Genomic DNA, 23,289 nt, shown 5'->3' with positions numbered 1-23,289 from the left:
TCAGGAACACCCCGGGTCGGTGCCGATGGCGAAGCCGTCCTGCCGTGCGATGTTCTCCATCATGCGCACTGTGCGGCACAGGTACTCGCGGTCGACGCGCCATTCGCCGTCGGGCTCGAACACGAAGGGCACCGTTCCCGGTTCGGTCTCGACGACACTCCCGTTCGGAAACGAATACCTCATGGTTCTCGTGACCAACGCCCGATTCGGTTCGCCCTCTTCGACCGCGATAACCGTATTGGTAACGACGGGATTGCCGACACTACCGTCCGGGACCTGGACTACCTGGGGCACAGGACCTTCACCGGAGATGCTCGAAGCCTGACTGGCATCGACTGATCCCACCGCTGACGCTGCGTCCAACTTCGCCGTCGCATCGTCGGCCGAAAGCAATGGAATCTGTGTGTCGGCGCGATCGTCGACAAGCGCGTATCCGCCCAGCGTCAGTCCGCAAAGGGCAGCGGAGGTGCACGCAGCCGCAGCGATCTTGGCTCTCATTCTCATGACCACTCCCCTGTCCTCATGACCACTCCGCTGCCCTGTGTTCACACACGTTCCCACACGGAGGTATCACAGCACGCGGTCTTCCCTCAGCCACTGCACCATGGCGGTAGCCGGTGGGGCTTCGATCGGTAGGTCGCCGATCATCTCGGTGGGTTTCAGGCCGAACCGTGCCGACCCGTCGTCGGTACGTTCGACTGCGACACCGACGATGAAGGATCCACTCGTAGTCCTGACGCCGCGTGCGGTGTAGAGGTACGGGCTGGTGCCGATCGTGACCGTGCTCGGTTGGTCCGTGAGGCGGGTGACGGTGGAGTCGTTGTCGGAGAGTCCGGCGCAGGCGAGTGTCATGGCGATCAGTTCGTCATCGGTGGCTGCGCCCAACGGCGCGGACACCTCGGCGCCGGCCGCCAAGGTCTGTTCGACCCATCGGCTGGCCCAGGGCGGTTGAATTCGATCGCCGAGGTACGCGCTGAACGGAACGGCGGCCGGTGCGCACGGTGGGACGTCGGTGTCCGGTGGGGCGCACGCAGTGAGCAGTGCACAGAGCGCCACACAGAACAGTGCTGTGAGGAGGGCGCCTACTCGGGTGGGCTGAGCGACTGCCCGGCCGGTGGGTCGACGGAGCGAGACTGCAGTCGTCATGGGCGTTGCCCCACCGTCGCGGTGCGGCCGCGGTCCTCGAACACGGTGTAGGAGATCGTCGCGGGTAGTGCGATGGGTACTTCCACGGCGTTGGTGGTGAGGGCGATGCGTTCGGTGTCGAGGAGCGCGCCGGTGCCGGGGTCGACGATCAGGACGATGCGAACATCCGGGGTGGAGGCCGAGAGGGCGATCCCGCGTCGGCCCACCCGGTCGGTCGTTTCCCCGACGACATCGAGGTCGGGTTCGTCTTGCAGGATCTCGAGGTAGGCGGCGTTCTGCTGGGGAGTCAGAACCTGCCCTGCCCACGCCTGGGCGTACTCATCGACCCACCGAGCGGTGGTGACCGAACCGCCGCGGCTCTGCAGAAGCGCATCGCGGACCTCGGCCACGGTGGTGGCGTCGGGGATCGCTGCACCCGGGTTGAACGGTTGCTCGGGAACGGTGACGGTGTCAGACCGCCCATCCTCGGTGGTGATCATCAGACCCGAACCATCCTCAGCGCGCCAGTCTTCGCGGGTGATATCGGAGATGCCGTAGTCGAAGACGGTGCCCTCCGTTGTCTGCGCGGTGTAAAGCCCCCACGACCGAAGCCGGATGTACTCGAACGGCCCGTCCTGCTGCGGCGGCACAGATGCCGCCAGGTCCGCGAGTGCGCCGACCACCTCCGGTGTGGTGACGGGTTCATCGAAGGACACGAAGTTCAGCGGGGGTGCCTGTCGGGCCGCACCGTCGGCAGATGTGAGTGTGAACGACTCGCCGGACGCCGGTGGTAGCGCGAACACCGGGGCTGCCGGGATCGCACCGTCGGTGCCCGGCGGGGTCCGGAGGACACCGGCGGCGCCGCCGATGCCCACGACGAGGGCGACGGCCGCTGCGGCCGCAACGAGGACAGGCCCGCGGCGGCGGGTGGCCGCATCCAGCGACGGGTCCTGCGGGGTCCGGGGGGTCCGAAGAATGTCGTCCAGGGTGTCATCATCGATGCGACCGGGTGGATGCACCCCCGGCGGTACCGGGTTCTGCGCGGCCAACCGCTCGAAGGCGGAACGTGTGGTCACGGCTGGCTCCTGTCGGGATGAAGTTGCGCTGCGGGGGTTCGGTGATCGGCGGCGTCGAGGGCGCTCTGTAACCGTCGGCGTGCTCGGTGGTGTCGCACGGCGAACGTCGCCGGCGAGCAGCCGACGACCGTCGCGGCCTGGCGAGCGGTCAGTCCGTCCCAGGCGGTCAACATCAGCGTTTCCCGATCAGAGGAACTCAGAGTTGCCAGAGCGGAGTGGACGACGACCCTCTCGAGCACAGCATCGTCGACGTGCCCCTTCGTGGTGACGCCGTCAGCTCGGTTCTCGTGGGTGAGTTGTCGAGCGAGTGTGGTCTGGCGTGCATCGCGGCGTCCCAACTCGGAGAGCACGTTGCGGACGGTGACGATGAGCCACGGCAGCGGGTCGGGCGGGACGACGTCGAATCTGCGCCACGCAATCAAGTACGTCTCATCGGTTGCTTCCCTGGCCGTGTCCTCGGGTGCTCGACGAGCGGCGTACGAGAGCACTGTGCCGTGGGTACGTCTGTAGACGTCGGCGAAGCGCTGCTCATCGTCGATCATGACCGTCCTTCGCAAGTGCCCATCACTACTACATGGTTGGGGGCGACCGATTCTTACAGTCGGGTTCGAACGAGTCGCCCGACAGACCGAACCGCCCCGAAGAAACGCCACTGGATCGCAGCCGTCACCAGCACCAACTCGACGACTCTTCCCTGATGACGCGTTGTGTGGGTGCACATTTCGCGCCCCATCGCTGCCATGGCGTCGTCCTGAATCGCACAGCAGAACCCGAACCTGATGCGCGCCGGGGTGAAGACTTCGGTTCGACATCATTGTTACGCTCGCACGATGGAGCTCGCCGGCATCGTTATTCTGGCGTTGTTCGTGGTCGCAGCCATCTCGATCGGGCGAGCTTCCCACGTCGGCGTACTGGCGAAGCTCTGCTGGACAGTCGCCGTGTTCGCACTGCCGGTGCTCGGCCCGTTCCTGTGGTTCGTTGTGGGTCAGCGGTATGCCTATCGCGTGAATGGTGAGGCGCGACAGTGACGATCGATGAGAGGCACCAGCTGTGACTGTGACACTCGTTTGGGCGGTCATCGCGTTCGCATATGTCGGCGTGGCCGTGCTGACGGCGACAGGACAACGTCGGCGATCATCGTCCCGGCTCCACGTTGTAGGAGCCGGTCTGGCATGGCCCCTGACCTGGGCGGTCTGGTACGTCCGTGACCGTCGTCGCGCACATGACGGGCCTTGATCACGCGGTGAGATCGACGCGCTGTCTGCCAGTGATGAGCGCGAGCCCCAGCGCACCGGTGAGGATGCCGCCACCGATCCAGGAAATCGCACCGGCCGGCGAACTCACCCGCAGTAGTGGACCCGCGGCGAGGCTGCCGACCGCGAAGCCCACTCCCAAGGCGGCGTACCGCACGGAGAACGCGGTAGCTCGGCGCTTGGTTGGGACACTGCGCTGCGACATTCCAGTCAGTGAGCCGTGGTCATAAGGATTGTGCGACATCTACGATGCTCGCGCCATCGATGCGCACAGTTGTGGGTGAAACGCCCAGCGCTGGCCAGTCGACGGTCAGTGTCAAGGCATGCGGCGGCGGCAACGGCCACGACCAAATTCTGGTGGTGTACTGATGGTCCCCGTTGTCCGAGGGGAGCCAGGAACCGCCGTCGATCACCAACGCCTGTTCAAGTGTCGGGGCGTCGGTGTCACTGTACTTCGGCTGCGCATCCTCGGTGGACGGTGGCGTGGTACCCGCTTCGTAGTCGAGAGAGAACGTCGGATACGCACCGCCGCCGGTTCCCGCTACTCGGAGGATGGCTTGAAGGGGCCTCATCGTCGCGCGAGTCTGTGGCAGATTCGGATCTTTGCCACTGAGGTACCAGCGCACGGTCAGCAAGAAGCCGATGTCGTACACAGTGACAGTGTCGACCGTTGCGGCGACGTAGCCGACTTCGAAGATCGGTGTTCGAACGTCGAGGTCTGTACCGCCGGGTGTATTAGTCGGTGGAAGCGGGATGACGTCACGAGCGAGGCGTTCGGTGGGCAGCTCGAAGTGAATGATGGTCTCGCTCGGTTGGTTCGGATCATTCGGATCATTTGGTGCTGTCATGTCTGCGTCTCCGTAGATCTTTCGTCCGATGTGCGAATCTGCGGGCCACATCATGTCAGATCGTCTCCTGCGGGGCGTCACGGTTTCGTAATGTGTCTCGCCCAAGTGTCCATCGGTCACCGATCACCGATCATCGGCAGCGATTGATGGGCCGGACGGTCGCCGCCTCGGCGCGAACTCAGCTTCCGTGTACCCGTCAACCAGCAATGTGCGAACGCTGTATTCCCTTGACTGGGTGAATCATTGGTGAGGAGCGCCGACGTGGCCAGACCTCCCCCCAGGTACCCGAGACAGATGGGGGACAGGAAATACGGCTCGTCCCCAGGCTCGAGGAACCACGGGACAACCCGAACGATGGGAACTGCGCCTAGTACAAGTGCAGCAACATTGGTGCTCGTCTTCGACGACGACAATGCCACTGTCACGACCGCGGCAATTGCGGTGAAGATGCACAGCCACGCCGACGCAGTGGCCCAGGATCGGACGCCCAACCGACCTGTAGTCATACCCGATGCCGGACCGATGGCTAGTAGCACCAGCTCCGGCAAAAGCCGACGCATCTCGAATCGTGTACTCGTTGCGACCTCCTACCCGTCGATTGATGCCCCGCTCAGGAAAGGTCATGACTCATCCGCATCGAAGATGAAAGCTCCCTGCGGTTTGACCTACCGCTGGTAGTCGGCTCGCTACTGCCCGTAGGTATGACGCAGTTCAACATTGATCAGCCGCTCGAGGCGTTTGCGCATCCTCCGGATCTCGTCCTCATCGGGATGCGGCGGGTCGAGCAGCAACGTGAACCGGAGGTCTGTGTCGGCGCCGTCGGAGGTCAAATCGAAACGAACACGCACGTCGGGTCGAGCAGGCCAGAGCGAGGACCACACGATCACCGACGTCCGCTCGGACATCAACACCCGCGGGGCAATCTCACCGTCGAGTAGATGCAGCCATGGTCGATGGGTCGGCCGTCCGGGAGCGACGAGATCATCGAACACGACGTGGGGCGGCGGTGACAGACTCTTTCGTCTGGTAGCAACGGCCTCCATACGACAAACCGTACGGGACGATGCGACCCGCAGATGCATGATCTACCCGATCGACGACGGTCCGACCCCCTCACGCATCTATGACTCTCAAGGCCAGACGGTGGTCCAGGTGTACTTCTCCGGCAGGGTCATCCAGGCAGTACTGACGGTGGGCCAATCGCCGACCCCGGCCCACGGCCCCGAGCGGCTGTGACGATAGCCGTCGGAGGGGGCTGCGACCCGGTCCGTCAGCTGTGGGTGCGCGGTGAGTAGACCCGCCAGCGAGAGGTGAACGGCGGCAGCGCGTACCGCGATCACATCCCAATTCGGACTGAGATCCTCGGAAGTGTTCCGAGGATGATCGGCTATGAGCCGACGCCAGTCGGCAGCGCTGCCGATCTTCTTGACATCGATTTCCGCAGGCGTGAAGTGGAGTTCGTACACGGCATTGGGCTCGCTCTCGCGGCTGTGGGTCCACGTGTCCGTCTCGTCCGCCAGGGGTGTAGCGGTCCACAACGCGCCGGCGGGGAGAACTCCCCTCGCAGCTCCCCTGTTGCGAACCCTCGGCGATGCCAGCGTGTGCACCTGTCCGGAATGGCGTTGCGGGGATGTGAACGTGTCGCAGCGTTGCGAGTTCAGTTCGCCTGCAACAGCGTTCGCCATCGAGACGATGCCCAGGTCGTTCGGATCCACCTGCGCTGCTTCGTCGATGCCGTTCCCATACAGGTACGTTCTGACGTCGAGCTGGGCAGCCCGGACGAGGTCGTCCAGGGACTGCATGCGCATGAATTGGGCATCGGACATCGCGGGGGCCGTCGAACGATGATCTCGAGCCATTCCGTCGACGAAGTTTCGGCCGGGAACAGTACATAGGTAGTCGGAGCCGCACGCGGGTTGAGACATGACGCAAGGGTGCGAGACCAGGAGCCAAAATCGTTCCCGGCTCGACACGACGAATACGGCCACCTCACGAGGTGGGAAGGCCACCACAATCCTCCGCAGCGCCGTTCTGTGCCGTGACGATGCAGGCAGCGTGCTTGACTTGTGCGATGGTGCTGCAGCATTCGGTGGATTCGGCCCCGGCGGCCTTCATCACCGGGTAGAGCCGACGTCATGTGGGCTCTGGTTCGACGCACACGGCCATGACGGCGATCCCTTCGCGTCCGGCTCGCAGGAAGCGATTGTGGTGCATGTCGACCAAGATGAACTGCCGGGTTCCACGGGTGTCGTGTCACCGAGGGTGTATCGGGCGGCACACCACTGTCCATCTGCATTGCCGCCAAAAACGACGTCCAGCGAGCGCAGAACCGACTACTGAGGAAGCACAGACCTGTAGGCGTCCATAACATCGACATTGCAAAGTTGAAAGAAAGATCGTCGCGTGGTTGAGTGGCAGGAAAGGGGCGTAACAATCATTACTGGAAACGTTTGGATAGTTGACGCAATGATGACGGTTATCGACTCACCCGAAGTAGTCGACTATGACTTACCGCCCTTGCCGGGCGATGGTTTCTCGCTCGGAGCCACCCAGCCTGGTCTGCTGATCGTAAGGACCGGGATCCTGATGGGCCCGGTCGAACTCGAGATCCAGGTGTACACATCAACGCCGCCATTGGACTCGGGACCGTGGGAGGACGTTGAGGAACTGACAATGGAAACGTTGACAGGGGTGTTCACCGTATTCGATACGAACGGCCCCCCTTCAAATGACTTCGCACCGGTCCGGTTCGGTGCACCTTCCGAAGCGGTGCGCGTTCGGGTATCCAGCGCCGGCAGAGATGAGCGATCTCAAGAAATTGTCGACGAGGTGAAAGAGCGCTACCTGATTGAGGTGTGGCCGGGAAATCTGGATGAACAGCCGACGGTACTCCGTCACTCCAGTGAGTACGTGGCGACGACCTCGTTATCACCTGCGAATAAAGGCGGCTGGGCGTTAGTGACTGAAGACGGTGCGGTCCCGCAGCACGACCGGACACCGAACAGGGGCTGAACGAGTTGCGCGGGTAGTCGATAGCCGATCTTGCCGACGGCCTCGAACAGCGCCCTTCTGTCGTAATCAAGACACGTTACGGAGTGTCGAAAAGCCAGGTCAGCCGGCCCTCGACGACGGTGGGAACCTCCTCGAAAGCGTCCTCCCCGTCGACGACGGCGCTCACGATGCGCGAAAGCAGATCGTCAATCGAGTCCCAAACAGGCGTACCCACGGCGTCGCGCTCGACGGTCGTCCACGTCCGAACGCACCCTCTACTGTCGCCGGGTCGGCAGTCGACGAAGAGGAATCCGCCGTCGCCGTCACGCGCGACCGGGAGAAAAGACTGGAGCCATGACAGTGCCGGAGCGCCTGCCACATCTGGATCGCCCGCCGCCTCTACCGCGTGGCGAAGGGTGTCGGTGCGTTGGTTCGACTCGAACCTGTTCGTGTAAAAACGCCATTCATCCAGCAGCTCGGCGATCGACATGAACTGGTACCCGAGAAGTAGTCCCCACTGATCGTTACCGTCGGCTGAACGATACAACTGGACGAGTTGTGCGGGCCAGCCGAAGGCGGTTGCCTCCTGAGCGGCATCCAACTCGTCGGACGTCGCCGCCGATCGAAATCCCGCCGCTGTCGCGGGCGCTCTGGACACACACCACTGACGGATTCGTTCCAAGTTGCGCTCAACGGCCATGCGTTCAACGTTAGCGTGAGAGATCCGAGCGCGGCGTTGCGTAGGATCGGACGATGCGTCGGCGGGGTTTGGCAATCGCGTCGGTCCTCTTGGTTGTCGGTATCGTAGGCGTCCTGCACTGGCCAGGTCCGCGAGCGCCTGCGGCGCGGCTGTCCGAGCCGACATGCGTCGAGTCCCTGAACGGCGTTCCCGTGTATCCGGTTCTGGATCCCCAGCAGGGCACGGGCAGCCGCCCACCCGGTTTCGAGGCAGTCGCTGTCGTGCGGTGCCAACCGGTAGGCCAATCGATCCCATTGCAGGAGGTGTCCCTGGTGAGAATGACCACCTACACCGGGGACGTCGCAGCCCTGCAGTCGGCGGTCGACCGGCGGTCTCCCAAGGCCACATTCGACCGATTCTTCTTCTGCTCAGGCGATTACCCGGTGCCAGCGGTCGCTTTGTGGTTCGTCAACGACGACGGACTGGGATACCGGCCCGCACTACCACGTAACCGTTGCGGCAGAACGGATTACACCGTACTCGACACCGTCGACACGCTGGTCGTCGCCGACACCGTCGACATGGCGGTTCAGCAATGAGGGGTGAGGCGATTACACAACTCTGGTTCGTCCGTAGGGCGTTCTCGGTTCGATGTTCGCGGGCCACGGAAGGCTGGGGCGATGGCCCACGATGACCTCGACGCAGCATCGATAACGACCATTGTGACCCATGCTCGTGGAAGCGATGTCGACAATTTGCTGCCGTCGCCGGCTCCCACCTCGGTGGACGGCAATGGGCCAGCGTGTCATCCATCCTCGAAGCGAACCCGGGCATCACAGTCGTGGGCCGACAGGCGCGGACATCGCCGCATCCGAGAGGACGACGTGCCCCCGTGTACCCAAGAGCTGCCGGGATCTGTACCGCTGCGTCGAGCTGACCGTCGCGCAACGCGGTGTCGCTCTGATGCCACCCGGTTTTGAGCTTTTGGGACTGAATCAGTCGATGAGCAATCACCGACTGTGGGGCGGCTTCAACGCCAACCCGGCATTCGGGGGGCGATCTGAAGAGGTGCCCCGTGCCGACGTATACGAATCGGACTTCACTACTGAATGAGGAGGTGGGTGGCGTTCTTTACCCGATCGATGAGGTTTTCAGCGAGGGAACGCCGTCGGTGATTGCACGTGCATGTTGCACGGTAGGTCGAGATCTCATGGCCCGTCCACCCCTTTCCGGGGAGGACATCCTCCGGTGGGATGTAACCGAAGCTCCGGAAATCGGTGGCTGGATGGTTGGCCTGCGCATCAACAACACAGGACACTCAATCGGAATGAATGTGGATCAGGTAACAGCCTCTGAAGCAATCGTGAGGGTCGCCGAAGCCGCCCAGGATCTGCTCTTAGACGAGCGTGTGGAATGGCCGAACGAGGATGGCACATTCTTGGTTGCAAGCGGCATGAAGGACGTGAAAGGGGCATTCTGGACGGACAGGAGAACGGGACGCGCAGTCGCCGAGGTCGGTCACCTCGCACCTACTCCTGACTAATCGCAGAGGGTCAGTGCCGTCGGGTTGGAGCTGCGTTCAGGTCCTCTCGTTCGACCGTCACTTCGCACCGGCGCAGAGGGCATCGACAAAGGGGGTCCACGGTCGCGCTCTGCGTATCGACGAGGTGGCGTTACTGTCGCGGGTCCGCCCCATGGGGTGGCCCCGGCCGACTGGCCGGGTGCTTCTCTCGTTTCCGGGCACCACCGACTGAAGTCGGGGGCGGTGCGCATCTCCACCCGGCTGGTGGAGTGGGTTCGCTTTCAGACGTCGGGTGGTCGTCGTGCGGATACTCGGGCTCGTTCCGCCCTTCGTTCCTGACCCAGTCGTCGTCCTGGTCCTGGCCGTCGTCGGCCGGCCGCACACGTTCGGCCGGTATCGGCTGCTCGGCGTTGTCCGGTGAGGACTGAGATCATGGGTGCTTCTGCGAATCGAGTCGATGAATGCGGGACGCGCCGACAACGGAACGAAGCCGTCGGCCACAATGCGTCTGCACACGTCGAGTTCGACGTGAATCCGCTGGTGACGTACTCATCACCGATCGTGGACTTTGGAGAAGTGGTCGCCGGCGATTCTGCTTGCGCGCCGTAGGGTCCTGCGGGTTCGAGGCCCGTTCACTCCGGGGCGCCCATGAGAATTGCCAGCGTCGAGGCAATGTCGACCACCTGGTCCAAGGTCAGCACGTCGTTATCGGCGTTCACACGAGCCTAACCACTTGTGGACGGCCGCGAACGCGCTGACCGCGCAGAGCCCACTGTCGGAGGCGACGGGACATTGCACTCGCACCGCGCGCTCGACACCCGCTGCAGGTGAGGCGGTGCCCGACATCAACAGTCCCACTGCAGTCGACTGTCGACGACTGCGTGACGCCACCTCCCATCGAACGGATTTCCTGTTTCGAGACTGGTGGCGAGATCGTCGAGCAGTGCGCTGATGGACAGCCATTGCGGCCCAGCGTCGTCGGAGTCCACTTTGTCGAAGGTGGTGACGCAACCGTTCATCTCGCCAGGCCGAGTGTCGACGAACAGGTAGTTACCGTCCATTCCTGCAATCGGAATGAACTCGTCCAGGAAGGTCCACGCGGCTTCGCCGGCAGTCCGGGCGATCACCCGGTCCGGATCGTTCTCGGCATCGCTGGTCTGCCAGATGCCGGTCATCCGCGTCCGCTCGTCGAGCATCGCATCGACACCGAACAGTTCGTACATCGGGAACAGAGCCGTCCATGGCTCATGTGGAAGTCCGTCGACGCAGCGGAAGAGTTCGACGAGCTCGTTGGGCCATGCGACGCCGCTCCGGCTTTCGGCATCAGCGACGCGGGCCGCGTCCGCGCCGCGAATGACGACGTTCGGCAGATTGTTCTCGAACCACGCAGCGATCCGGCTCCATTGCTGCGTGACGCTCGACGGTCGCGTCGCATGCTTGACCGGCAGGCGTAATGCACCAGTGGCGGCAGCCGCCGCGCGCTCGACGGCAGTGCGCCGCTCACCCTCGATCGCCTCGAGGACCACCTGCTCGAGGTTCGATCTCGACAATGCCGGATCACCGAAACCCCTGACCCAGGCGAACTCCGCACCCAGCGACACGAAGATCGGCGACAGTGGCCCCGCGTCGGGAGTCTCACGTCGCAGGAGGCTCACGCCGGTGTCGACCACTGCGCGCAACGGCCCGGCCCTATCCGCCCCGTGCCCGTTGACCGTGACGGACGCGCCGAGTGTCGACGTGGGGCACGCGACTTCCCACTTCGAGGCATCGCCGGGGTTCGGTTCGGCGTTCTCCGTCCGGTCGATGCGCGCGGGCCGCCCTTTCGGGTCGAGCATCATCGCCGGCGTGAGTTCGAAGAGATGCTGTTCCAGGCCGGTATCGTCGCGAAACTTCCGAAGCATTCGGTACGTGATCTCGGAGGGAAGGATGATCTGTTCGAGATCGACGAATTCGTCGTGCGAGAGGCCGTCCGGGGTCTGCAGGCGCAATAGCGCTGCAGCAGTGAATGTCCCGGACGCCTCGAGCGTCCACCCATTCGGAACGTGATCGGTCGGCGGGCGATATACGACTTCGATGGACACTGTGACCTGACCGGGGCGCGCAGCACTGACGTTGACACCGAAATCCGATGCCGCCACGACTGATGACGGACTCGGAACTGCCCGCACCGAGCGGCCAGTCGACACAAGCGTGTACCAACCATCGGGAACAGCAACGTTTGCCGTGTTCACCCAGACCTCCCGTTCAGCCCGTTCATGCAGACGCCTGAGAATAGCCGGACATGAAACGAACCTCCGAGCCGAGCGTGAGTCGCAACAAACTCAGTAGACGTTTCGAATTCTGGGGGAGCATGCCTAGAAACCCGTCTCCGGAGTGCTCGGCGACCACCGCTCCGGATCGTGCGTCGACAACGAGAATCATTGACGGTTCCGGCACCCTGACGCCGTGGCGGGGTGCAAGCTCTACCGTGGACCGCGTTGGTCGTTGAAACGCAACACAATAGTCGCCCGCGGGACAGGCCGGGGCGCCGCCATCGGTTACCAGTGTCAGGCGGGTTCCCGGGGTCGAGTGTGTTTGACGTGAGCCAAGCGCCGGGGAGATGTGTTCGCCGGCCTCGCCCCCAGTACGTATCGCGTCGCCGGTGAGCCAGCAAATGGCGTTCGGGCACAATCCGGAACAGGCGGTACTTACTGTCGATTTTTCCTTGTCAGGTATCGACCCAAGCCGTATCCCAGAAGCAGTCCCAGGAAGGGAAAGGTAATGGCGAGCGCAAGGAAGCGCTCAGTAAGCGTCTCGCCGAGGTCGGTACTCGAAGAGCTGTCCTGCCCCGAGAAAGCATACGTCTCGCGAGACGGCCAGCTGATGATGGTGATCAACAGAAACGTCCACAACAAGCCGATTGTGCCTCCGAACAATGTCAGTGTCTTAGTGATGTGGTCCTCCTGGCAATGTGCGGAAATGGAGTGCGTGCGGCGGCGCCGCGCCGTCCAGAGCTTCGTTCAGTACGACACATTCAGCCGTGTCCCCTTGTCCGACACGGTCCAAGCGGATGCTGACATCGCCGCGCTTCGGAAGCGGGCTGAGGAACATGACGGCGACGGTCTCGGGATGCACGAACGTTGCCGCTTTCACCGCGAGTATGAGCGCAGAATCGGGCACCCGTGGGTCGCGCGGGTCTCCGCAGTTGTCCGACTGCCCGTCATCGGTCGTTATCGTCACTCTGATCAGGTGAGCATGGTTCGCGTCTTCGAAGCCGTCGAGAACCACCGGATCAGACACTTCTGACACCGCGTGAACCGTCAACTCTAACCCGCTCTCGTAGACCCGGACCGGCTCGGTCCACACCATCAGATCGGACGCTTCCACTACGAAGGCAGAGTTTTCGACGTACCGGGGCATCTCGGACGGCGACGACGGACCGTAGGGATCACGCATGGTCCCCGCCTCCGACGGTACGAACCAGGGCGCGATGCGCGGCGACCGATCCGGTGTCGATCGAATGGGTTGTCAGCGGGATCCCCATCTCGCGGTAGGAGTAAGACACGGTGAATTGCTCGGCATCGAGCGGAAATTCGATGGCGAAGTAGTTCGTCACTCGGCCGCCGTAATTGAATGACCGAATCGGGGCCACTGTTGCATTGAGTACGGTTTCCGAGCCGCGGACCGTAGCTGTGCAGAGAAGAGTCATGTGGGCTTCCGTGGCTCTACGCGTGGGTGCGAGAAACGGGCGATTCCTGCGGGTACTCGACAGGTCCGCCGCCTCGAAACGGAGAACGACGCAGTCGCTGTACACCTGAATCGGACCCAGGCTGATCGCCAGTTGCTCGGAGCTGGCAACCGGCAGATCGAGATGCAGGTGCGCGGGGATCTGATCGTGCGGAACGGTTGGCATCTGCCCTTCCCTCGCTATTGGGGTTCGGCGCTTCACCGTACAGGTGCGTTCTCCGGAGCCCGTCCGATGGAACGGCGATGGCAGCGTTCCGGTGACGAGCGTCGGATCCAACTCGACGGCGATCCGATCAGATTCGCCCGTCGGCGTACGAGTGACGCTCGACCGTCCTGCAGTCCGCTCGGTTGTCGGTGGGTCGTGTGGACGCCGACGTGACTCACGATGCACCCAGGGTTTCCGGTTCGACTCTGGCCGGCGGTTTCCGGCCCAACCACCTACGCGTCGACGAATGCGTGCCGGGTCATCAGCACCGCCACCAGATCCGGGACGGTTCGGTTCGGTTCGGTTCGTATACTCCCGTTCATGACGCATCCGACGAATGTGAATCAGGAATGCGACGGCATCGTGCAGGTCGATCACGACCAGTTTCTGTTCGCCGAAGAGGCTGCGGACACTCTGGACGTCGCCGCAAAGGGCTCACTGATCGAGGTGGGCCCGGGGTTTGTCTCGACCTTCACGGGTGTGTCCTACGGTCCGGCCCGAGTGAGCGTGCAGCTTCTTCGAGATGTGCCCGGCGAAGCGGCCGAGCACTGGGAAGTTGTCGAGCAGACAATGCTCGTGGCTAGCGGTCCGATCACAACACGCAATCTCGATGGCGAACCGGTCGCGGAGATGAGCGAACTGGAACCCAGGACGTATCACCTTCGGGCGTCCGCTCGCGGGCGTGATATCGCGACATCAACTGAAGTCTTCGAGCCGACTGAGGACTACCTGTTCGAGCTGTGGCCGGCCACAGAGGGAGAAGCTTCGGCAGAACCATTGGTCAGGACTATTCGCAAGAACGATCGAGCCTGGTCTGACGAGCTGGTGGACGAACCTGTCGCTCTCAAACCCGACTACTCGACGATCTGCGTCCGAGACGTCGGCGGTAACATTCTTCGGGTGGCGCCACAGTCGGATCTCGGACAGGCAGCGATCAGGATCACAAAGGAACATGGTGGGCGCCCGCTGGATGGTGCTCTCGCCGACCAGGTCTACGCGATGCAGGTTGCGTACGTGGACCGCCCGTTGGTCGACTGGTTGGCCATTCAAAGTCCGGGGCTTCTCAGTGACTTCAAAGCAGCCTGCGTCGAGTTGGCCTTCACCCGTGCAGGGTTGGATCAGTACTCCTGGTTGAACGAACTCGCGCAGAAGGCGGTCCGAGATCGGAGGTTGGACTACGACGAATGTCTCGACCTGCTGACTCGGGCGCACGACGACCCGGCTATCCGCCGGCGACTCGTTCCCGGAATCCCTGGTCGGTTCGAGTCGCTAGAACAATTCGAGGCAATCAACACTCTGAACGGATTCTTGGAACCCGCTGGCAGCGATGCCCTGTACCGCGCCCTGGAGACCTATTTATATGCGCTGAAAACCTTCGGAATGGAGGGTTACGAGGGCCTCGTCGCCACATTACGGCAGCGGTTCGCCATTCCGGCGAATTAACGCACAGGTGCCTGAACGCACCCGGTACTGGCGAGCGGCGGCCCCCGAACCCCTCTCCTGAGGCGAAGGCGACTTTGATGTTTGTCCGCTGAAGTTCTCGTCTTTGAGTCGGTACTGCAGCAGTGGGCGACGTCGGCTGTACCGCTTTCTCCGTCCAGGGCATCGCGTCGGTGATCGTGAGCCCGATCTCGTCTTTTGGACGAGTGAGGTCGATTCCTCGGCGGCCGAGGCCCGGTCGCGAAGGAGACGGCGTCGGCAGTTCGGTCTTGCATCCGCGAAGCCTCGAACCTTCAACTAACAGAACACGATTTATCGGCCTTGCTCAACGTTGTTTTCACCGTCAACTCGCAGGCGCGCGGCAAACTACGTGGTTGTGCCGAGCGTGTTCATCAGGCGCGGCCCGAACACGCAGTGTTTGTTCTCCATCAGGTGTCCGAATGTGCCTTCGCTGAGATCTGGCAGTAAGAAGGTGAGTAGTCACCGTCCGGATACACCGGAACTGCTAGGTGCTTTCGAAGGCGAGTTGCCTGGACCTGCCTAGCCCTTGGCTCAGGCCTGACGTTCCCCGCCTCAACCGTGGAGATCTTTCGAAACTCGGGCCGCACTGGCGCGACCCGCTGCCTCCTGGGGCGCTCGGTTCAATCAAGAACCTCGGATGGTAAGCCACGCACCTGGCGGTGAGCACGTCACGACGACGAAAGCGCCGACTCGGCCACGGTGATGAGTTCACCGTGGCCGAGAGCTGGCTGTTGGGCGACTAGGAACCAGACATCCATCCACCCTCGGTGACGGACACATCGGGGTCAACCGCGAACTCTTCGTCGGGATCTACACCAACCTGTGAGTCACGCACGTAGTCCTGTGCTGTCCGTGGTTCATCGCCTTCAATGATCGGCTCTTCAAGCTCGGCAATGCCGTCCAAGTTGGTGGGGTCAGGGTCATCCGGAATTTGCTCTGTCACGAAAGGCTCCTGAGTCTTGGTAGGTGCCACAGGCGACCCGGCAGCGATAGCGTTAGCGACACCCAAATTGACAGCAACGAACATGACGAACGAAGTCAGAGCAGCAGCATGGTGTCGGTTGAAGGAGGCACTCTTGTCGCGGCGTCCCGGTCATCGCTCGTTCCACGCTAGTCCTAGCGCCCGGACGATTACGCCTGGTGTGTGCTTCTGATGACGATCCCGTCGTCAACGGCTTCCGACAGGTTGAGCGCTGGGAACCGTGTCAGCGCGTCCTCGAGGTACTCGGTGCCGGCCGCGTGAACCAACATTCCCAGTTGCTCGAAGCGCACCCCCGCCTCATATGTCGCGGCAGCGAGTCGGGAGTCGAGGTCGTTGAGGTCGCCGGCACCGCGGATCCCGATACCGATCTCCCAGAGGCGCGTTCCCTCCTGTGGCGGTTTGGGTCGTTGCTCGGCCTTGATCGCCGCAGCTCGTTCAGATGCGGCGACGGGGGTGAGCATCTGCCATCGACCGAAAGTGGTCAGCATGTCGGCAAGGACGTCTCGCAGGGCGGCGGCGAACGCCGAGGCACCGGTGTCGTCGGCGTAGAACTGGTACGTCAGTTCGACCAGATCCCTCTCGCTGAAGGGGCACGGCGGGTCGGGTTCGGTGTCCCAGACGGGCCCTGAATACACCGAGCGGCCACCGACAGGGGGATAGTCCGTCACGATGGACTCGACCAGGCACAGCATCGGGTGCGCGTACAGCGCGGCCAGGCGTGCCTGGTGGGCGAAGACGTCGAGCATCAGATCGGCCGTGCGCCGATCGAGCCGAGTGACGGTGTCGTAGCCGGCGATCGCCACGACCGTGCCGGAACTGGCAGGGTCACTGCCGTACGCGAACTGGGCGACGTAGCTGAGAACGTCATCGAACGCGGGGACGCTACCTCCGTAGTAATCGGGGAACGACATCGCCGTAGCCAGAGCGGCATGCATATCGGCAACGGTCGACCAGTTCGCGGCGTCGAGGCGGTGCACGAGGTACCCGAGATCCCGGAGGCGGGCGCAGGCGCTGTCAAGTCCGAACGCGGTGTCGTACCGGTAGACGCAGCCGTTCTGCAGCATTGCCCAGTCGAAACGTTGTCTCTGTTGGTCGAACAGTTCGCGGTCCGTCGGATCGAATACTCCCCTGCTGCGCGGCATACCCCTGAGCGTAAGTCGTATCAGCACGACGAGTGAAGTGCGACCATTTCGCCGAGGCGCCGTGGTGGACATCCGGTCGATACGACGCCAAGGACACCGCGTGACGGAGTGACAGTTCTGTGGTGCGCTCGAGGAGGAACGATCGCACCGGGACCGAAGCACCTAGATTGTACGAATGGACTTCCCGCCATTTCCTCGCGAATCGGTGTACGCGGCACTCGTGGCTCCGCCGACCGTCGACGGGACCCGACCCCGCCGTCCCTCGGCCTGGTGGGAATCGTCGATCATCATCGTGACCGCGTTGGCAACCGCCGCTTGCGCCGTCATGCTGTACTCGTCCACTCCACCGGCGGTGATGATCCTGCTCTTCGCTGGAACAGTCTGGGCGCTCGGCATACTCGGTGCCGCCTGGCTCGTTCTCACCGTCGTCGGGTGGATCAAGTATCGAGCGTGGAAGTTAGCGTCCATCGCCGTTGCAATCGTCGCGGCGACCGCTGTCCTGGTGGTGTTGTCGGTTCCCTTCCGCGTGGCGTTCGCCGTCTCGAAAGGACCCCTCACGGATATTGCGACGGCCTGCAGCGCGACCCCGGCCGGCGGGTGGGCCGGGGCGTACGAACTCGACGGAGTAAGCGCAGTCGACGGCGGATGCCTGATCTACGTCGAGGGCGGATTCCTCGACCAAGTCGGATTCGCTTACATGCCGGACGGTGCACCCAAGTTGGGGCCGCCCGACGGTGAGCAACAGATCGGCTACGCCGGACTCGACGGTGACTGGTACACCTTCGTACACCGATTTTGACCACGAACCGCGGTGCCCGGGCTGCATTCGAGCGGTAATTTCAGCTGACGTGCTGACAACGCGGTCGGTAGCGTGTCGACAGTTGCAGCAAGGATTCATGATTCGGGACAGGACGTGAGGTCGGTGTTGACACTGATCAGAGACCCGGACGCTGCACTCTGGTTGGTGTCGCAGAATCGGGATTGGTGGGATCTGGTCGTACGCGGACCGTTGGGTTTCGCGGATTACGGCCGATTGCTGTTCATCCCCGACCCCGTCCGCCCGCACATGCGTGAAAGCGACGTCGCTGGCGTCCCCGGCCCGTCCGAAACCGAACAGATCGCAGGAGCGGTCCGGACGCTCGCTGCTCACACCACCACACCGGACGAGTGCTTCTTCCTGGTGTGGAACGGCTGGGGGAACAGCCCGGCGGCCGCACCGTACTCGGCGCCGCCGGTACGGGTTGTGCACCCGCCGTCCGGAAGTGCAGCCCGGGAGTACTACGTGCTGTCCGGCACTCTCGACGACATGTCCGCGTGGCACACCGCCGGAAGTGCATGGACCGACGCGCACGATGCACCGATCCCCGCGTACATCTGGCCCGCAGATCGGGCATGGTGCGTCACCAACGATGTCGACCCGCATTTCGCCACCATCGCAGGCACGACCGATGCGATCGACGAACTCATCGCTGCGCCAGGTTTCACCGTCGTGCGTGACGATCCGGACGAGGATCCCCCGCGTTACGAGTGACACTCGACTCCTGCAAACATGCTCAGTGACGTTTCGGGTTCAACGGCGGCGTACCGACCACTTCCTGGCCTGGATGAAGCAGGTTCTGCAGGTGCGCCACTGTTGCGTCCGTCAGACTGCCCGGTCCGAGATCCACAGCGCATGCCCAGTCGAACTCCTGCGTCGACCACGCTCGAATCGGAGTCGGGTATTGCCGTGTCCAGTTCACGGGAAGCAACCAGTCTTCGGAAGACCGCTCGCGCCGCCACAGCCGACCGGCGCCCTTCTCGAAGTCGGCCTCGAAGCTGCCGGGGTATTCGGGATGGCGTCGCACCTCTGTCGGCGTGAAGTCGACGAGGACATCAGCCTGAATACGCTCCGAGGTGATGGTGTCGCGAAACCATTGCATGGTGCGGTGCGATCGTTCCACCATGCGCGCTTGGTCTTCGGCGAACACGTTCCGGGGTCTTCTTACCGCGCCGGTCCACACGAAGGTCGAGTCGGGCACGTCCTCCGACACGACACAGTGGACGTACGCCGCACTACCTTCCTCGCCGCTTTGTCCCAGCACGGCTCCGGTCTCGCGGTCAATCGTCAGCACCATCGGTGAGCCACCGGCTCCGGTCTTCAATTCCACTCTCCAGGCACGCCGCCCGATGAACTCGGTTTCCTCGATGGGGCGTGTGGGGCGGGTAAATCCGGGCCGCGCCCAATGCTCGACCGGCCGCGACACGATCAGGTCCCGGCCAGGGTCGTGTATCCGAGTGTTGAGTTCGTTCGTCTCGATCGGATCGTCCTGACCTGCTTGAAACACCCAACACTTCTCGCCGTCGGCAATGAACAGCGGCTTCCCGTCGAGAGACTCCATGCGGGTCTTGCGGCCGAGCCGGAGCAGGCGGACCTCAGCGAGCCCGAAACCCACATACGACGGAACGATGCCGTAGTGCGCGTCGTAGACATGTCGCGGACCGGTGTCCGCGTGGATTGCGCGTACGACACCCGATACCGGCCGTTGCGGGCCGTCGACGATCTTCAGCAACACCTCGACCCAGTGCGTCATCAGGTCGAACGACCGGCGATACTCTCGCCGCTGTCTGCGTCGTTCTGACTGTTTGTCATCCTCGATGCCTCCTCATAGTCGGGTTCTGTTGCACTGCAAACTGAACGCCGCCTATGCGCAGCGATGGTCACCACGAATGCCCTCGTCATGGCCGGTGACGGGACGGTGACGGCTCAGGCGAATCGACCGCAATGACGTGGAGACTCCCGGCGGCTTGGGCACCGTGGTGCCAGTTCTTCTTCATCAGGAACGCTTCCACTCTGATCGTGCACTTCTCGGCGGTCAGACGTGCTCCGTCCAGAACCAGCGCGTACGACTTTGCGGGGGCGGAAAGTGCGGTATCGCCCGTCCAGCGGAAGGTCACGATGACGGCGGGTGGTGCGTACGCCACGTGCACGTCCGACACCCCGATCCAGGGCGGACTCGCAACCCGTGGTGCGGACGGGGAATGTACGTACCAACCGTCACCGTCCGGCAAGTCCGCATCCGGTGGTGCCGGCAGGTCGGACATGGACCGGAAATACGACTCGACCTCATCGATGAAGGCGCTCGCCGAGAGGTCGAGTTCATCCATGCTGGACACAGTCCTTCGCTGACGTAACCGGGCACGCTCCGCGACGACGGTGCGATCGTCGCCACCGGCCCCCCTCACCGGGCCCTTGTCCCGTATCTGTTCTACAGGTTGATCTGTGGTCATTCGCGTACATCCTTCTGTGTTGGTTGATCATTCACATCGGCAATAGGACGCAGCTCCTCGCGCGAACGATCAAGCAGCGCTGCCACATCGAGCGTTGCCGGCGATGTCATCACCGGAAGATCTGTGGGGAACGTCGTGATGCCGCGGTCGACGACGAGGACGGTGCCCGAGTCGTCGATAGTCACACTCGGCTCCGGGTCGTGCATGGGCACGCTCGTGAGCGGGGTGAGCGTGCGAGAGTCGTACAGCGTGAACACTGTTCGAGGTGATCGCAGCATCTCGGTGGCCCGATCGAAGGCCGACCGATCGGGTAACGGCCACCAGTCGCGCGGCGATGAAGCGTCGTGGCCGAGGAAGCCCAGGCTCCACCCGTAATCACCGACCGTTCCGCCGTGAAACTGGCGGCGACCGAGACGTTCGCCGTCGTCGCGGACACCAAGGTCGGGCTCGATGACACCGACGTCGACGTGACTGATCAGGCGCAGCGGATCGCCGGCCAAGAAGAAGTCGCGCCACCACCGTCTACGTTGTCCCGGTTCGGGATCCGCGGAGATGTCGGGCCCGACCTGCGCTGTCCCGACCAGAGGGACCCGCACCAGTCGTGTTCCCGACCCGTGCCGGCGGACCACCGCTACGAAACCGTCATCGTGCGCGACGACGGCGAAGGTGTGACCCGCTGCCGGGGACACATCGACATCGACCGGTTCGGTGCCGGGCCGGTACATCCGCCACAGGGAATCGTCGGTGCATCCGAGAAGAACGTCCCCGTGCACGGCGCCCGCGTGCACAGAGCGGTCATCGACCCGAACGGGGTTCCCGCCGTGGGGGATCCAGAAGGTTCCGTCCTCGCCGGCGACCCAGCACCCACCGGGAGTCGCCCACAGCAACCGTGACACTCCGGTCCTGCCGGGCAGAAGATATTCGGTGACGGTGTCGCCGCCGGAGACGGCTACCACCAGGGGCAGTTCGGAGTCGATCACCCACACCGTTGCCGCTGCTGCGGACACTCCACCGGGGACGATGCTCGGACGCGGCGGTAGCGGCGGGACGTCGTCGAGGTCGAGATCGACGATGACGAGCGTGTCGAGGTCGACGTGATCGCCCCCGACCTCGGGAGACCCGCCGCGGCCGACGACGGTGCCGTCGGTGCGGTCGACGTCGCGTAGGGACCGGCGCCCCGGGGTCGGTAGCAACTGCCCGTCGGTGTGTCTGTGGTGGCGTTCGGAGACCACCTGAATACGGGTGACGCGGCCGCGGACGGTGCCGTCGGTGGCGTAGTCGAAGCCGCCTGCGAAGTGCCCGGTGATCTCGACCTGGCCTGTGCGCGGAGTGAACCCGAGCCATCGCGCGGTCCACCCGTCACCCCGCAAGAAACCGGACCAGACCCACCGCGGCGGTGTCCCGGCCGGAACGCAAAGCCACCGGGGACCGTCGTCGGACGGGGTCAGATGCCCTCGAATGGTGGCCGCGTCACCGTCGGTGGGTGGGTTCTCATGGAAGTCCAGCGGGCCGCAGACGATCCCCCCGATCTCCGGCGGCCTGAAAGACCGGTCCTCGACCATGAAGGCCGGGATGTGAACCGTGATCGTCCGCCCGGCACGATGATCGGGTGTGTCGCGGCTAGTCATCGGCGGTTGGTCCCGACAGGTGCAGGGCGCCGACGGGCGTCCTCGTTGCACCTCGATGACGGCGAAGGCCGGTTCGGAGGTCCTCTTGCCATCCCACCAGCGCTTCTCCGACGATGGCACCCGGCGAGTCCCACGGTGGCCCTCGCAGGTCGCTGTCCGTCTGTGGTGGACGCAGTGTCAGCACATAGGTTTCGGGGTCGCCTTCCCATCGGAAGTACACCCACAGAAGGGTGGGGTCGATGTGTACGCGCAGCGGTACGAAATGTGTATCGATGGCCCCGCGGATGCGAACGCCTCGAATCAGGTGGTGCGCTGTGGCATTTGCCAGGGGTACGAGTTCGGCGCGGTCCGGTCCGGTGACGTGGATGCGCCACCTTCCGTCCTTGTCGGTCCGAGGATCCCGAATCGCCTCGGTGTTCGCGTAAGGCCCGTCGCGCCTGATGCGTTCGGTCAACGTCGATGATCGCGGCGGGACCTTCCGACCGGAGTCCACGCGCAGCCAAATTCGTTCGAAGGCGAAGTTGTCGGGTGCGAGCATCGGCTGTGCGTGCTGATCGAGGAGGAGTACGTACACCCGTTGCGCAGTGAGTGCGCGTGTGGTCCGGCGATTGTCCTCGTTCTTCTGCAGGCGCAGTTCGTAGCTGTGGTCGGCCCAGTGGTCACCGAGTAGCGCCCGTGCCCATCCGTCACTTTCGGCATCCGACAGGGTGTCCAGAAGTTGTCCGTGGGCCGCTGCGCGGGTGGGAAACATCGCCGAGAACGCCTGGACGTGGATGCGGAGGGCGAGGACTTCGGCGCCGGGAGGGAACGAGCCGAGGTCAACACCGTCCTGGTAGCTGTGCAGTACTCGTACCCTCAAACCCGGGTCGAGCAGCGAGATGCCTTCGAGCGGATTGTCCTCCACCGGCCAACGCGGGTCGGGAAAATTGATATGCCGTTGCGCTGCAGTGTGTTTCAGCAGGTCTCGATACACGGCAACGGTGCCGGCGTAGCGGGCTTCGATACGGGCAGCGAGATCGAGGACATCCTCGCCCGGGCCGCCGTCGGTCTCAGTGCGCGGTGACATTCTTTCGACGTGGTGTCAGCATGCCGCCCACAGTAGGCCATCACCGCCGACGAAGCCCAACTTTCAGCCGCTCCCTCGCCGTCGACGTGGTGTGTCACTGTGCGGAGGACGAGCTGATTCGACGGGAGCCAGGTGTCGTCGACGAGATGGAATTAGGTGGCATCGTCCTCGATGCGTATCGCGTCGCGGGTGAGCCAGTAGGCGGCGTCGGGTCCCATCCGAACAAGACTGCCACGCTCTGCAACGTACCACTACGTCAAGCAGGACAACGGATTTCATGTCGCGCCGTCACCGCAAACCCTTGGATACTCAGACCAT

General features: G+C 63.5%; 25 protein-coding genes. 7 read left to right on the top strand and 18 right to left on the bottom strand.

Annotated elements, in window-relative coordinates; translation table 11 throughout:
• The 4 genes from HQ325_RS16655 to HQ325_RS16640 all read right to left on the bottom strand — a co-directional run bounded on the left by HQ325_RS16655 (position 1) and on the right by HQ325_RS16640 (position 2,743).
• A complete protein-coding gene (locus tag HQ325_RS16655) occupies positions 1-498 on the bottom strand; it encodes a hypothetical protein (RefSeq protein WP_222631221.1) in 498 nt (165 codons plus the stop codon).
• 72 nt (positions 499-570) lie between these two features.
• Complete coding sequence (locus HQ325_RS16650) at positions 571-1,146, bottom strand: hypothetical protein (RefSeq protein ID WP_222631220.1); 576 nt, start codon at positions 1,144-1,146, stop codon at positions 571-573.
• Positions 1,143-2,201 (bottom strand): hypothetical protein, encoded by a 1,059-nt coding sequence (locus HQ325_RS16645; protein WP_222631218.1) that lies wholly within the window; start codon positions 2,199-2,201, stop codon positions 1,143-1,145. The genes HQ325_RS16650 and HQ325_RS16645 overlap by 4 nt, the downstream gene beginning before the upstream one ends.
• Positions 2,198-2,743 carry an RNA polymerase sigma factor gene (locus tag HQ325_RS16640; RefSeq protein WP_222631216.1) on the bottom strand — a complete coding sequence of 182 codons (546 nt, stop codon included), beginning with the start codon at positions 2,741-2,743 and terminating at the stop codon, positions 2,198-2,200. Before HQ325_RS16640 ends, HQ325_RS16645 begins: the two co-directional genes overlap by 4 nt.
• A gap of 288 nt (positions 2,744-3,031) precedes the next feature.
• On the opposite strand from HQ325_RS16640, the gene HQ325_RS16635 reads away from it, so the two are divergent.
• Positions 3,032-3,229, top strand: coding sequence for a PLDc N-terminal domain-containing protein (locus tag HQ325_RS16635; RefSeq protein ID WP_222631215.1), 198 nt, complete (start codon positions 3,032-3,034; stop codon positions 3,227-3,229).
• Positions 3,230-3,437: 208 nt separating this feature from the next.
• Here HQ325_RS16635 and HQ325_RS16630 read toward each other — a convergent pair whose 3' ends face one another.
• From HQ325_RS16630 to HQ325_RS16615, 4 genes are all read right to left on the bottom strand, one after another.
• A complete protein-coding gene (locus HQ325_RS16630; protein WP_222631214.1) occupies positions 3,438-3,659 on the bottom strand; it encodes a hypothetical protein in 222 nt (73 codons plus the stop codon).
• A 19-nt stretch (positions 3,660-3,678) separates the two neighbouring features.
• Positions 3,679-4,356 carry a hypothetical protein gene (locus HQ325_RS16625; RefSeq protein WP_222631213.1) on the bottom strand — a complete coding sequence of 226 codons (678 nt, stop codon included), beginning with the start codon at positions 4,354-4,356 and terminating at the stop codon, positions 3,679-3,681.
• Between the two features lie 632 nt (positions 4,357-4,988).
• The gene (locus HQ325_RS16620) at positions 4,989-5,294 is read right to left on the bottom strand and encodes a hypothetical protein (protein ID WP_308014742.1); all 306 of its coding nucleotides are present in this window, start codon (positions 5,292-5,294) and stop codon (positions 4,989-4,991) included.
• A gap of 138 nt (positions 5,295-5,432) precedes the next feature.
• Positions 5,433-6,128 carry a hypothetical protein gene (locus tag HQ325_RS16615; RefSeq protein WP_222631212.1) on the bottom strand — a complete coding sequence of 232 codons (696 nt, stop codon included), beginning with the start codon at positions 6,126-6,128 and terminating at the stop codon, positions 5,433-5,435.
• Between the two features lie 640 nt (positions 6,129-6,768).
• Here HQ325_RS16615 and HQ325_RS16610 point away from each other — a divergent pair.
• A complete protein-coding gene (locus HQ325_RS16610; protein WP_222631211.1) occupies positions 6,769-7,314 on the top strand; it encodes a hypothetical protein in 546 nt (181 codons plus the stop codon).
• A gap of 76 nt (positions 7,315-7,390) precedes the next feature.
• On the opposite strand, the gene HQ325_RS16605 is transcribed toward HQ325_RS16610, so the two are convergent.
• The gene (locus HQ325_RS16605) at positions 7,391-7,993 is read right to left on the bottom strand and encodes an SMI1/KNR4 family protein (RefSeq protein ID WP_222631210.1); all 603 of its coding nucleotides are present in this window, start codon (positions 7,991-7,993) and stop codon (positions 7,391-7,393) included.
• 317 nt (positions 7,994-8,310) lie between these two features.
• Here HQ325_RS16605 and HQ325_RS16600 point away from each other — a divergent pair, with 317 nt between their 5' ends.
• Together HQ325_RS16600 and HQ325_RS16595 are read left to right on the top strand one after the other, a co-directional pair.
• Entirely contained in the window at positions 8,311-8,571 is a 261-nt protein-coding gene (locus tag HQ325_RS16600) for a hypothetical protein (protein ID WP_222631208.1), read from the top strand.
• 476 nt (positions 8,572-9,047) lie between these two features.
• The gene (locus tag HQ325_RS16595; protein ID WP_222631206.1) at positions 9,048-9,515 is read left to right on the top strand and encodes a hypothetical protein; all 468 of its coding nucleotides are present in this window, start codon (positions 9,048-9,050) and stop codon (positions 9,513-9,515) included.
• Positions 9,516-10,339: 824 nt separating this feature from the next.
• On the opposite strand, the gene HQ325_RS16590 is transcribed toward HQ325_RS16595, so the two are convergent.
• The 3 genes from HQ325_RS16590 to HQ325_RS16580 form a co-directional block, all read right to left on the bottom strand.
• Positions 10,340-11,575, bottom strand: a complete 1,236-nt coding sequence (locus HQ325_RS16590) for an SMI1/KNR4 family protein (protein WP_222631205.1) — start codon at positions 11,573-11,575, stop codon at positions 10,340-10,342.
• Positions 11,576-12,419: 844 nt separating this feature from the next.
• Positions 12,420-12,929 (bottom strand): hypothetical protein, encoded by a 510-nt coding sequence (locus HQ325_RS16585; protein ID WP_222631204.1) that lies wholly within the window; start codon positions 12,927-12,929, stop codon positions 12,420-12,422.
• Positions 12,922-13,386, bottom strand: a complete 465-nt coding sequence (locus tag HQ325_RS16580) for a hypothetical protein (RefSeq protein WP_222631203.1) — start codon at positions 13,384-13,386, stop codon at positions 12,922-12,924. The genes HQ325_RS16585 and HQ325_RS16580 overlap by 8 nt, the downstream gene beginning before the upstream one ends.
• 360 nt (positions 13,387-13,746) lie before the next feature.
• Here HQ325_RS16580 and HQ325_RS16575 point away from each other — a divergent pair, with 360 nt between their 5' ends.
• Entirely contained in the window at positions 13,747-14,868 is a 1,122-nt protein-coding gene (locus HQ325_RS16575; protein WP_222631202.1) for a hypothetical protein, read from the top strand.
• Positions 14,869-15,625: 757 nt separating this feature from the next.
• Here the strand turns inward: HQ325_RS16575 and HQ325_RS16565 are convergent.
• Both HQ325_RS16565 and HQ325_RS16560 read right to left on the bottom strand, forming a co-directional pair.
• On the bottom strand, positions 15,626-15,829 hold the full coding sequence (locus HQ325_RS16565; protein WP_222631201.1) for a hypothetical protein: 204 nt from the start codon (positions 15,827-15,829) through the stop codon (positions 15,626-15,628).
• Between the two features lie 188 nt (positions 15,830-16,017).
• On the bottom strand, positions 16,018-17,010 hold the full coding sequence (locus tag HQ325_RS16560; protein ID WP_222631200.1) for a barstar family protein: 993 nt from the start codon (positions 17,008-17,010) through the stop codon (positions 16,018-16,020).
• Between the two features lie 175 nt (positions 17,011-17,185).
• On the opposite strand from HQ325_RS16560, the gene HQ325_RS16555 reads away from it, so the two are divergent.
• Positions 17,186-17,809 (top strand): hypothetical protein, encoded by a 624-nt coding sequence (locus HQ325_RS16555; protein WP_261778467.1) that lies wholly within the window; start codon positions 17,186-17,188, stop codon positions 17,807-17,809.
• A gap of 126 nt (positions 17,810-17,935) precedes the next feature.
• Positions 17,936-18,541, top strand: a complete 606-nt coding sequence (locus HQ325_RS16550) for a hypothetical protein (protein WP_222632724.1) — start codon at positions 17,936-17,938, stop codon at positions 18,539-18,541.
• A gap of 22 nt (positions 18,542-18,563) precedes the next feature.
• Here the strand turns inward: HQ325_RS16550 and HQ325_RS16545 are convergent, their stop codons facing one another.
• The 4 genes from HQ325_RS16545 to HQ325_RS16530 form a co-directional block, all read right to left on the bottom strand.
• Positions 18,564-19,580, bottom strand: coding sequence for a hypothetical protein (locus HQ325_RS16545; RefSeq protein ID WP_222631199.1), 1,017 nt, complete (start codon positions 19,578-19,580; stop codon positions 18,564-18,566).
• Positions 19,581-19,725: 145 nt separating this feature from the next.
• Complete coding sequence (locus HQ325_RS16540) at positions 19,726-20,154, bottom strand: hypothetical protein (RefSeq protein WP_222631198.1); 429 nt, start codon at positions 20,152-20,154, stop codon at positions 19,726-19,728.
• A gap of 119 nt (positions 20,155-20,273) precedes the next feature.
• Positions 20,274-21,905, bottom strand: a complete 1,632-nt coding sequence (locus tag HQ325_RS16535) for a hypothetical protein (protein ID WP_222631196.1) — start codon at positions 21,903-21,905, stop codon at positions 20,274-20,276.
• Entirely contained in the window at positions 21,898-22,971 is a 1,074-nt protein-coding gene (locus HQ325_RS16530) for a hypothetical protein (protein ID WP_222631194.1), read from the bottom strand. Before HQ325_RS16530 ends, HQ325_RS16535 begins: the two co-directional genes overlap by 8 nt.
• Positions 22,972-23,289: the final 318 nt, after the last annotated feature.

Source organism: Rhodococcus sp. BP-349 (genome assembly GCF_019835845.1).
Lineage (GTDB): Bacteria > Actinomycetota > Actinomycetes > Mycobacteriales > Mycobacteriaceae > Rhodococcoides.
This window is presented reverse-complemented; position numbering and strand designations above follow the sequence as displayed.

Coding starts and splice junctions, on each gene's coding strand:
- HQ325_RS16605 (WP_222631210.1), bottom strand. CDS start 7,993: ATGGCCGTTGAGCGCAACTTGGAACGAATCCGTCAGTGGTGTGTGTCC.
- HQ325_RS16650 (WP_222631220.1), bottom strand. CDS start 1,146: ATGACGACTGCAGTCTCGCTCCGTCGACCCACCGGCCGGGCAGTCGCT.
- HQ325_RS16540 (WP_222631198.1), bottom strand. CDS start 20,154: ATGGATGAACTCGACCTCTCGGCGAGCGCCTTCATCGATGAGGTCGAG.
- HQ325_RS16545 (WP_222631199.1), bottom strand. CDS start 19,580: ATGACGCACTGGGTCGAGGTGTTGCTGAAGATCGTCGACGGCCCGCAA.
- HQ325_RS16530 (WP_222631194.1), bottom strand. CDS start 22,971: ATGTCACCGCGCACTGAGACCGACGGCGGCCCGGGCGAGGATGTCCTC.
- HQ325_RS16610 (WP_222631211.1), top strand. CDS start 6,769: ATGATGACGGTTATCGACTCACCCGAAGTAGTCGACTATGACTTACCG.
- HQ325_RS16585 (WP_222631204.1), bottom strand. CDS start 12,929: ATGCGTGATCCCTACGGTCCGTCGTCGCCGTCCGAGATGCCCCGGTAC.
- HQ325_RS16615 (WP_222631212.1), bottom strand. CDS start 6,128: ATGTCCGATGCCCAATTCATGCGCATGCAGTCCCTGGACGACCTCGTC.
- HQ325_RS16630 (WP_222631214.1), bottom strand. CDS start 3,659: ATGTCGCAGCGCAGTGTCCCAACCAAGCGCCGAGCTACCGCGTTCTCC.
- HQ325_RS16635 (WP_222631215.1), top strand. CDS start 3,032: ATGGAGCTCGCCGGCATCGTTATTCTGGCGTTGTTCGTGGTCGCAGCC.
- HQ325_RS16640 (WP_222631216.1), bottom strand. CDS start 2,743: ATGATCGACGATGAGCAGCGCTTCGCCGACGTCTACAGACGTACCCAC.
- HQ325_RS16575 (WP_222631202.1), top strand. CDS start 13,747: ATGACGCATCCGACGAATGTGAATCAGGAATGCGACGGCATCGTGCAG.
- HQ325_RS16600 (WP_222631208.1), top strand. CDS start 8,311: ATGACCACCTACACCGGGGACGTCGCAGCCCTGCAGTCGGCGGTCGAC.
- HQ325_RS16580 (WP_222631203.1), bottom strand. CDS start 13,386: ATGCCAACCGTTCCGCACGATCAGATCCCCGCGCACCTGCATCTCGAT.
- HQ325_RS16535 (WP_222631196.1), bottom strand. CDS start 21,905: ATGACTAGCCGCGACACACCCGATCATCGTGCCGGGCGGACGATCACG.
- HQ325_RS16555 (WP_261778467.1), top strand. CDS start 17,186: ATGGACTTCCCGCCATTTCCTCGCGAATCGGTGTACGCGGCACTCGTG.
- HQ325_RS16625 (WP_222631213.1), bottom strand. CDS start 4,356: ATGATGTGGCCCGCAGATTCGCACATCGGACGAAAGATCTACGGAGAC.
- HQ325_RS16655 (WP_222631221.1), bottom strand. CDS start 498: ATGAGAGCCAAGATCGCTGCGGCTGCGTGCACCTCCGCTGCCCTTTGC.
- HQ325_RS16560 (WP_222631200.1), bottom strand. CDS start 17,010: ATGCCGCGCAGCAGGGGAGTATTCGATCCGACGGACCGCGAACTGTTC.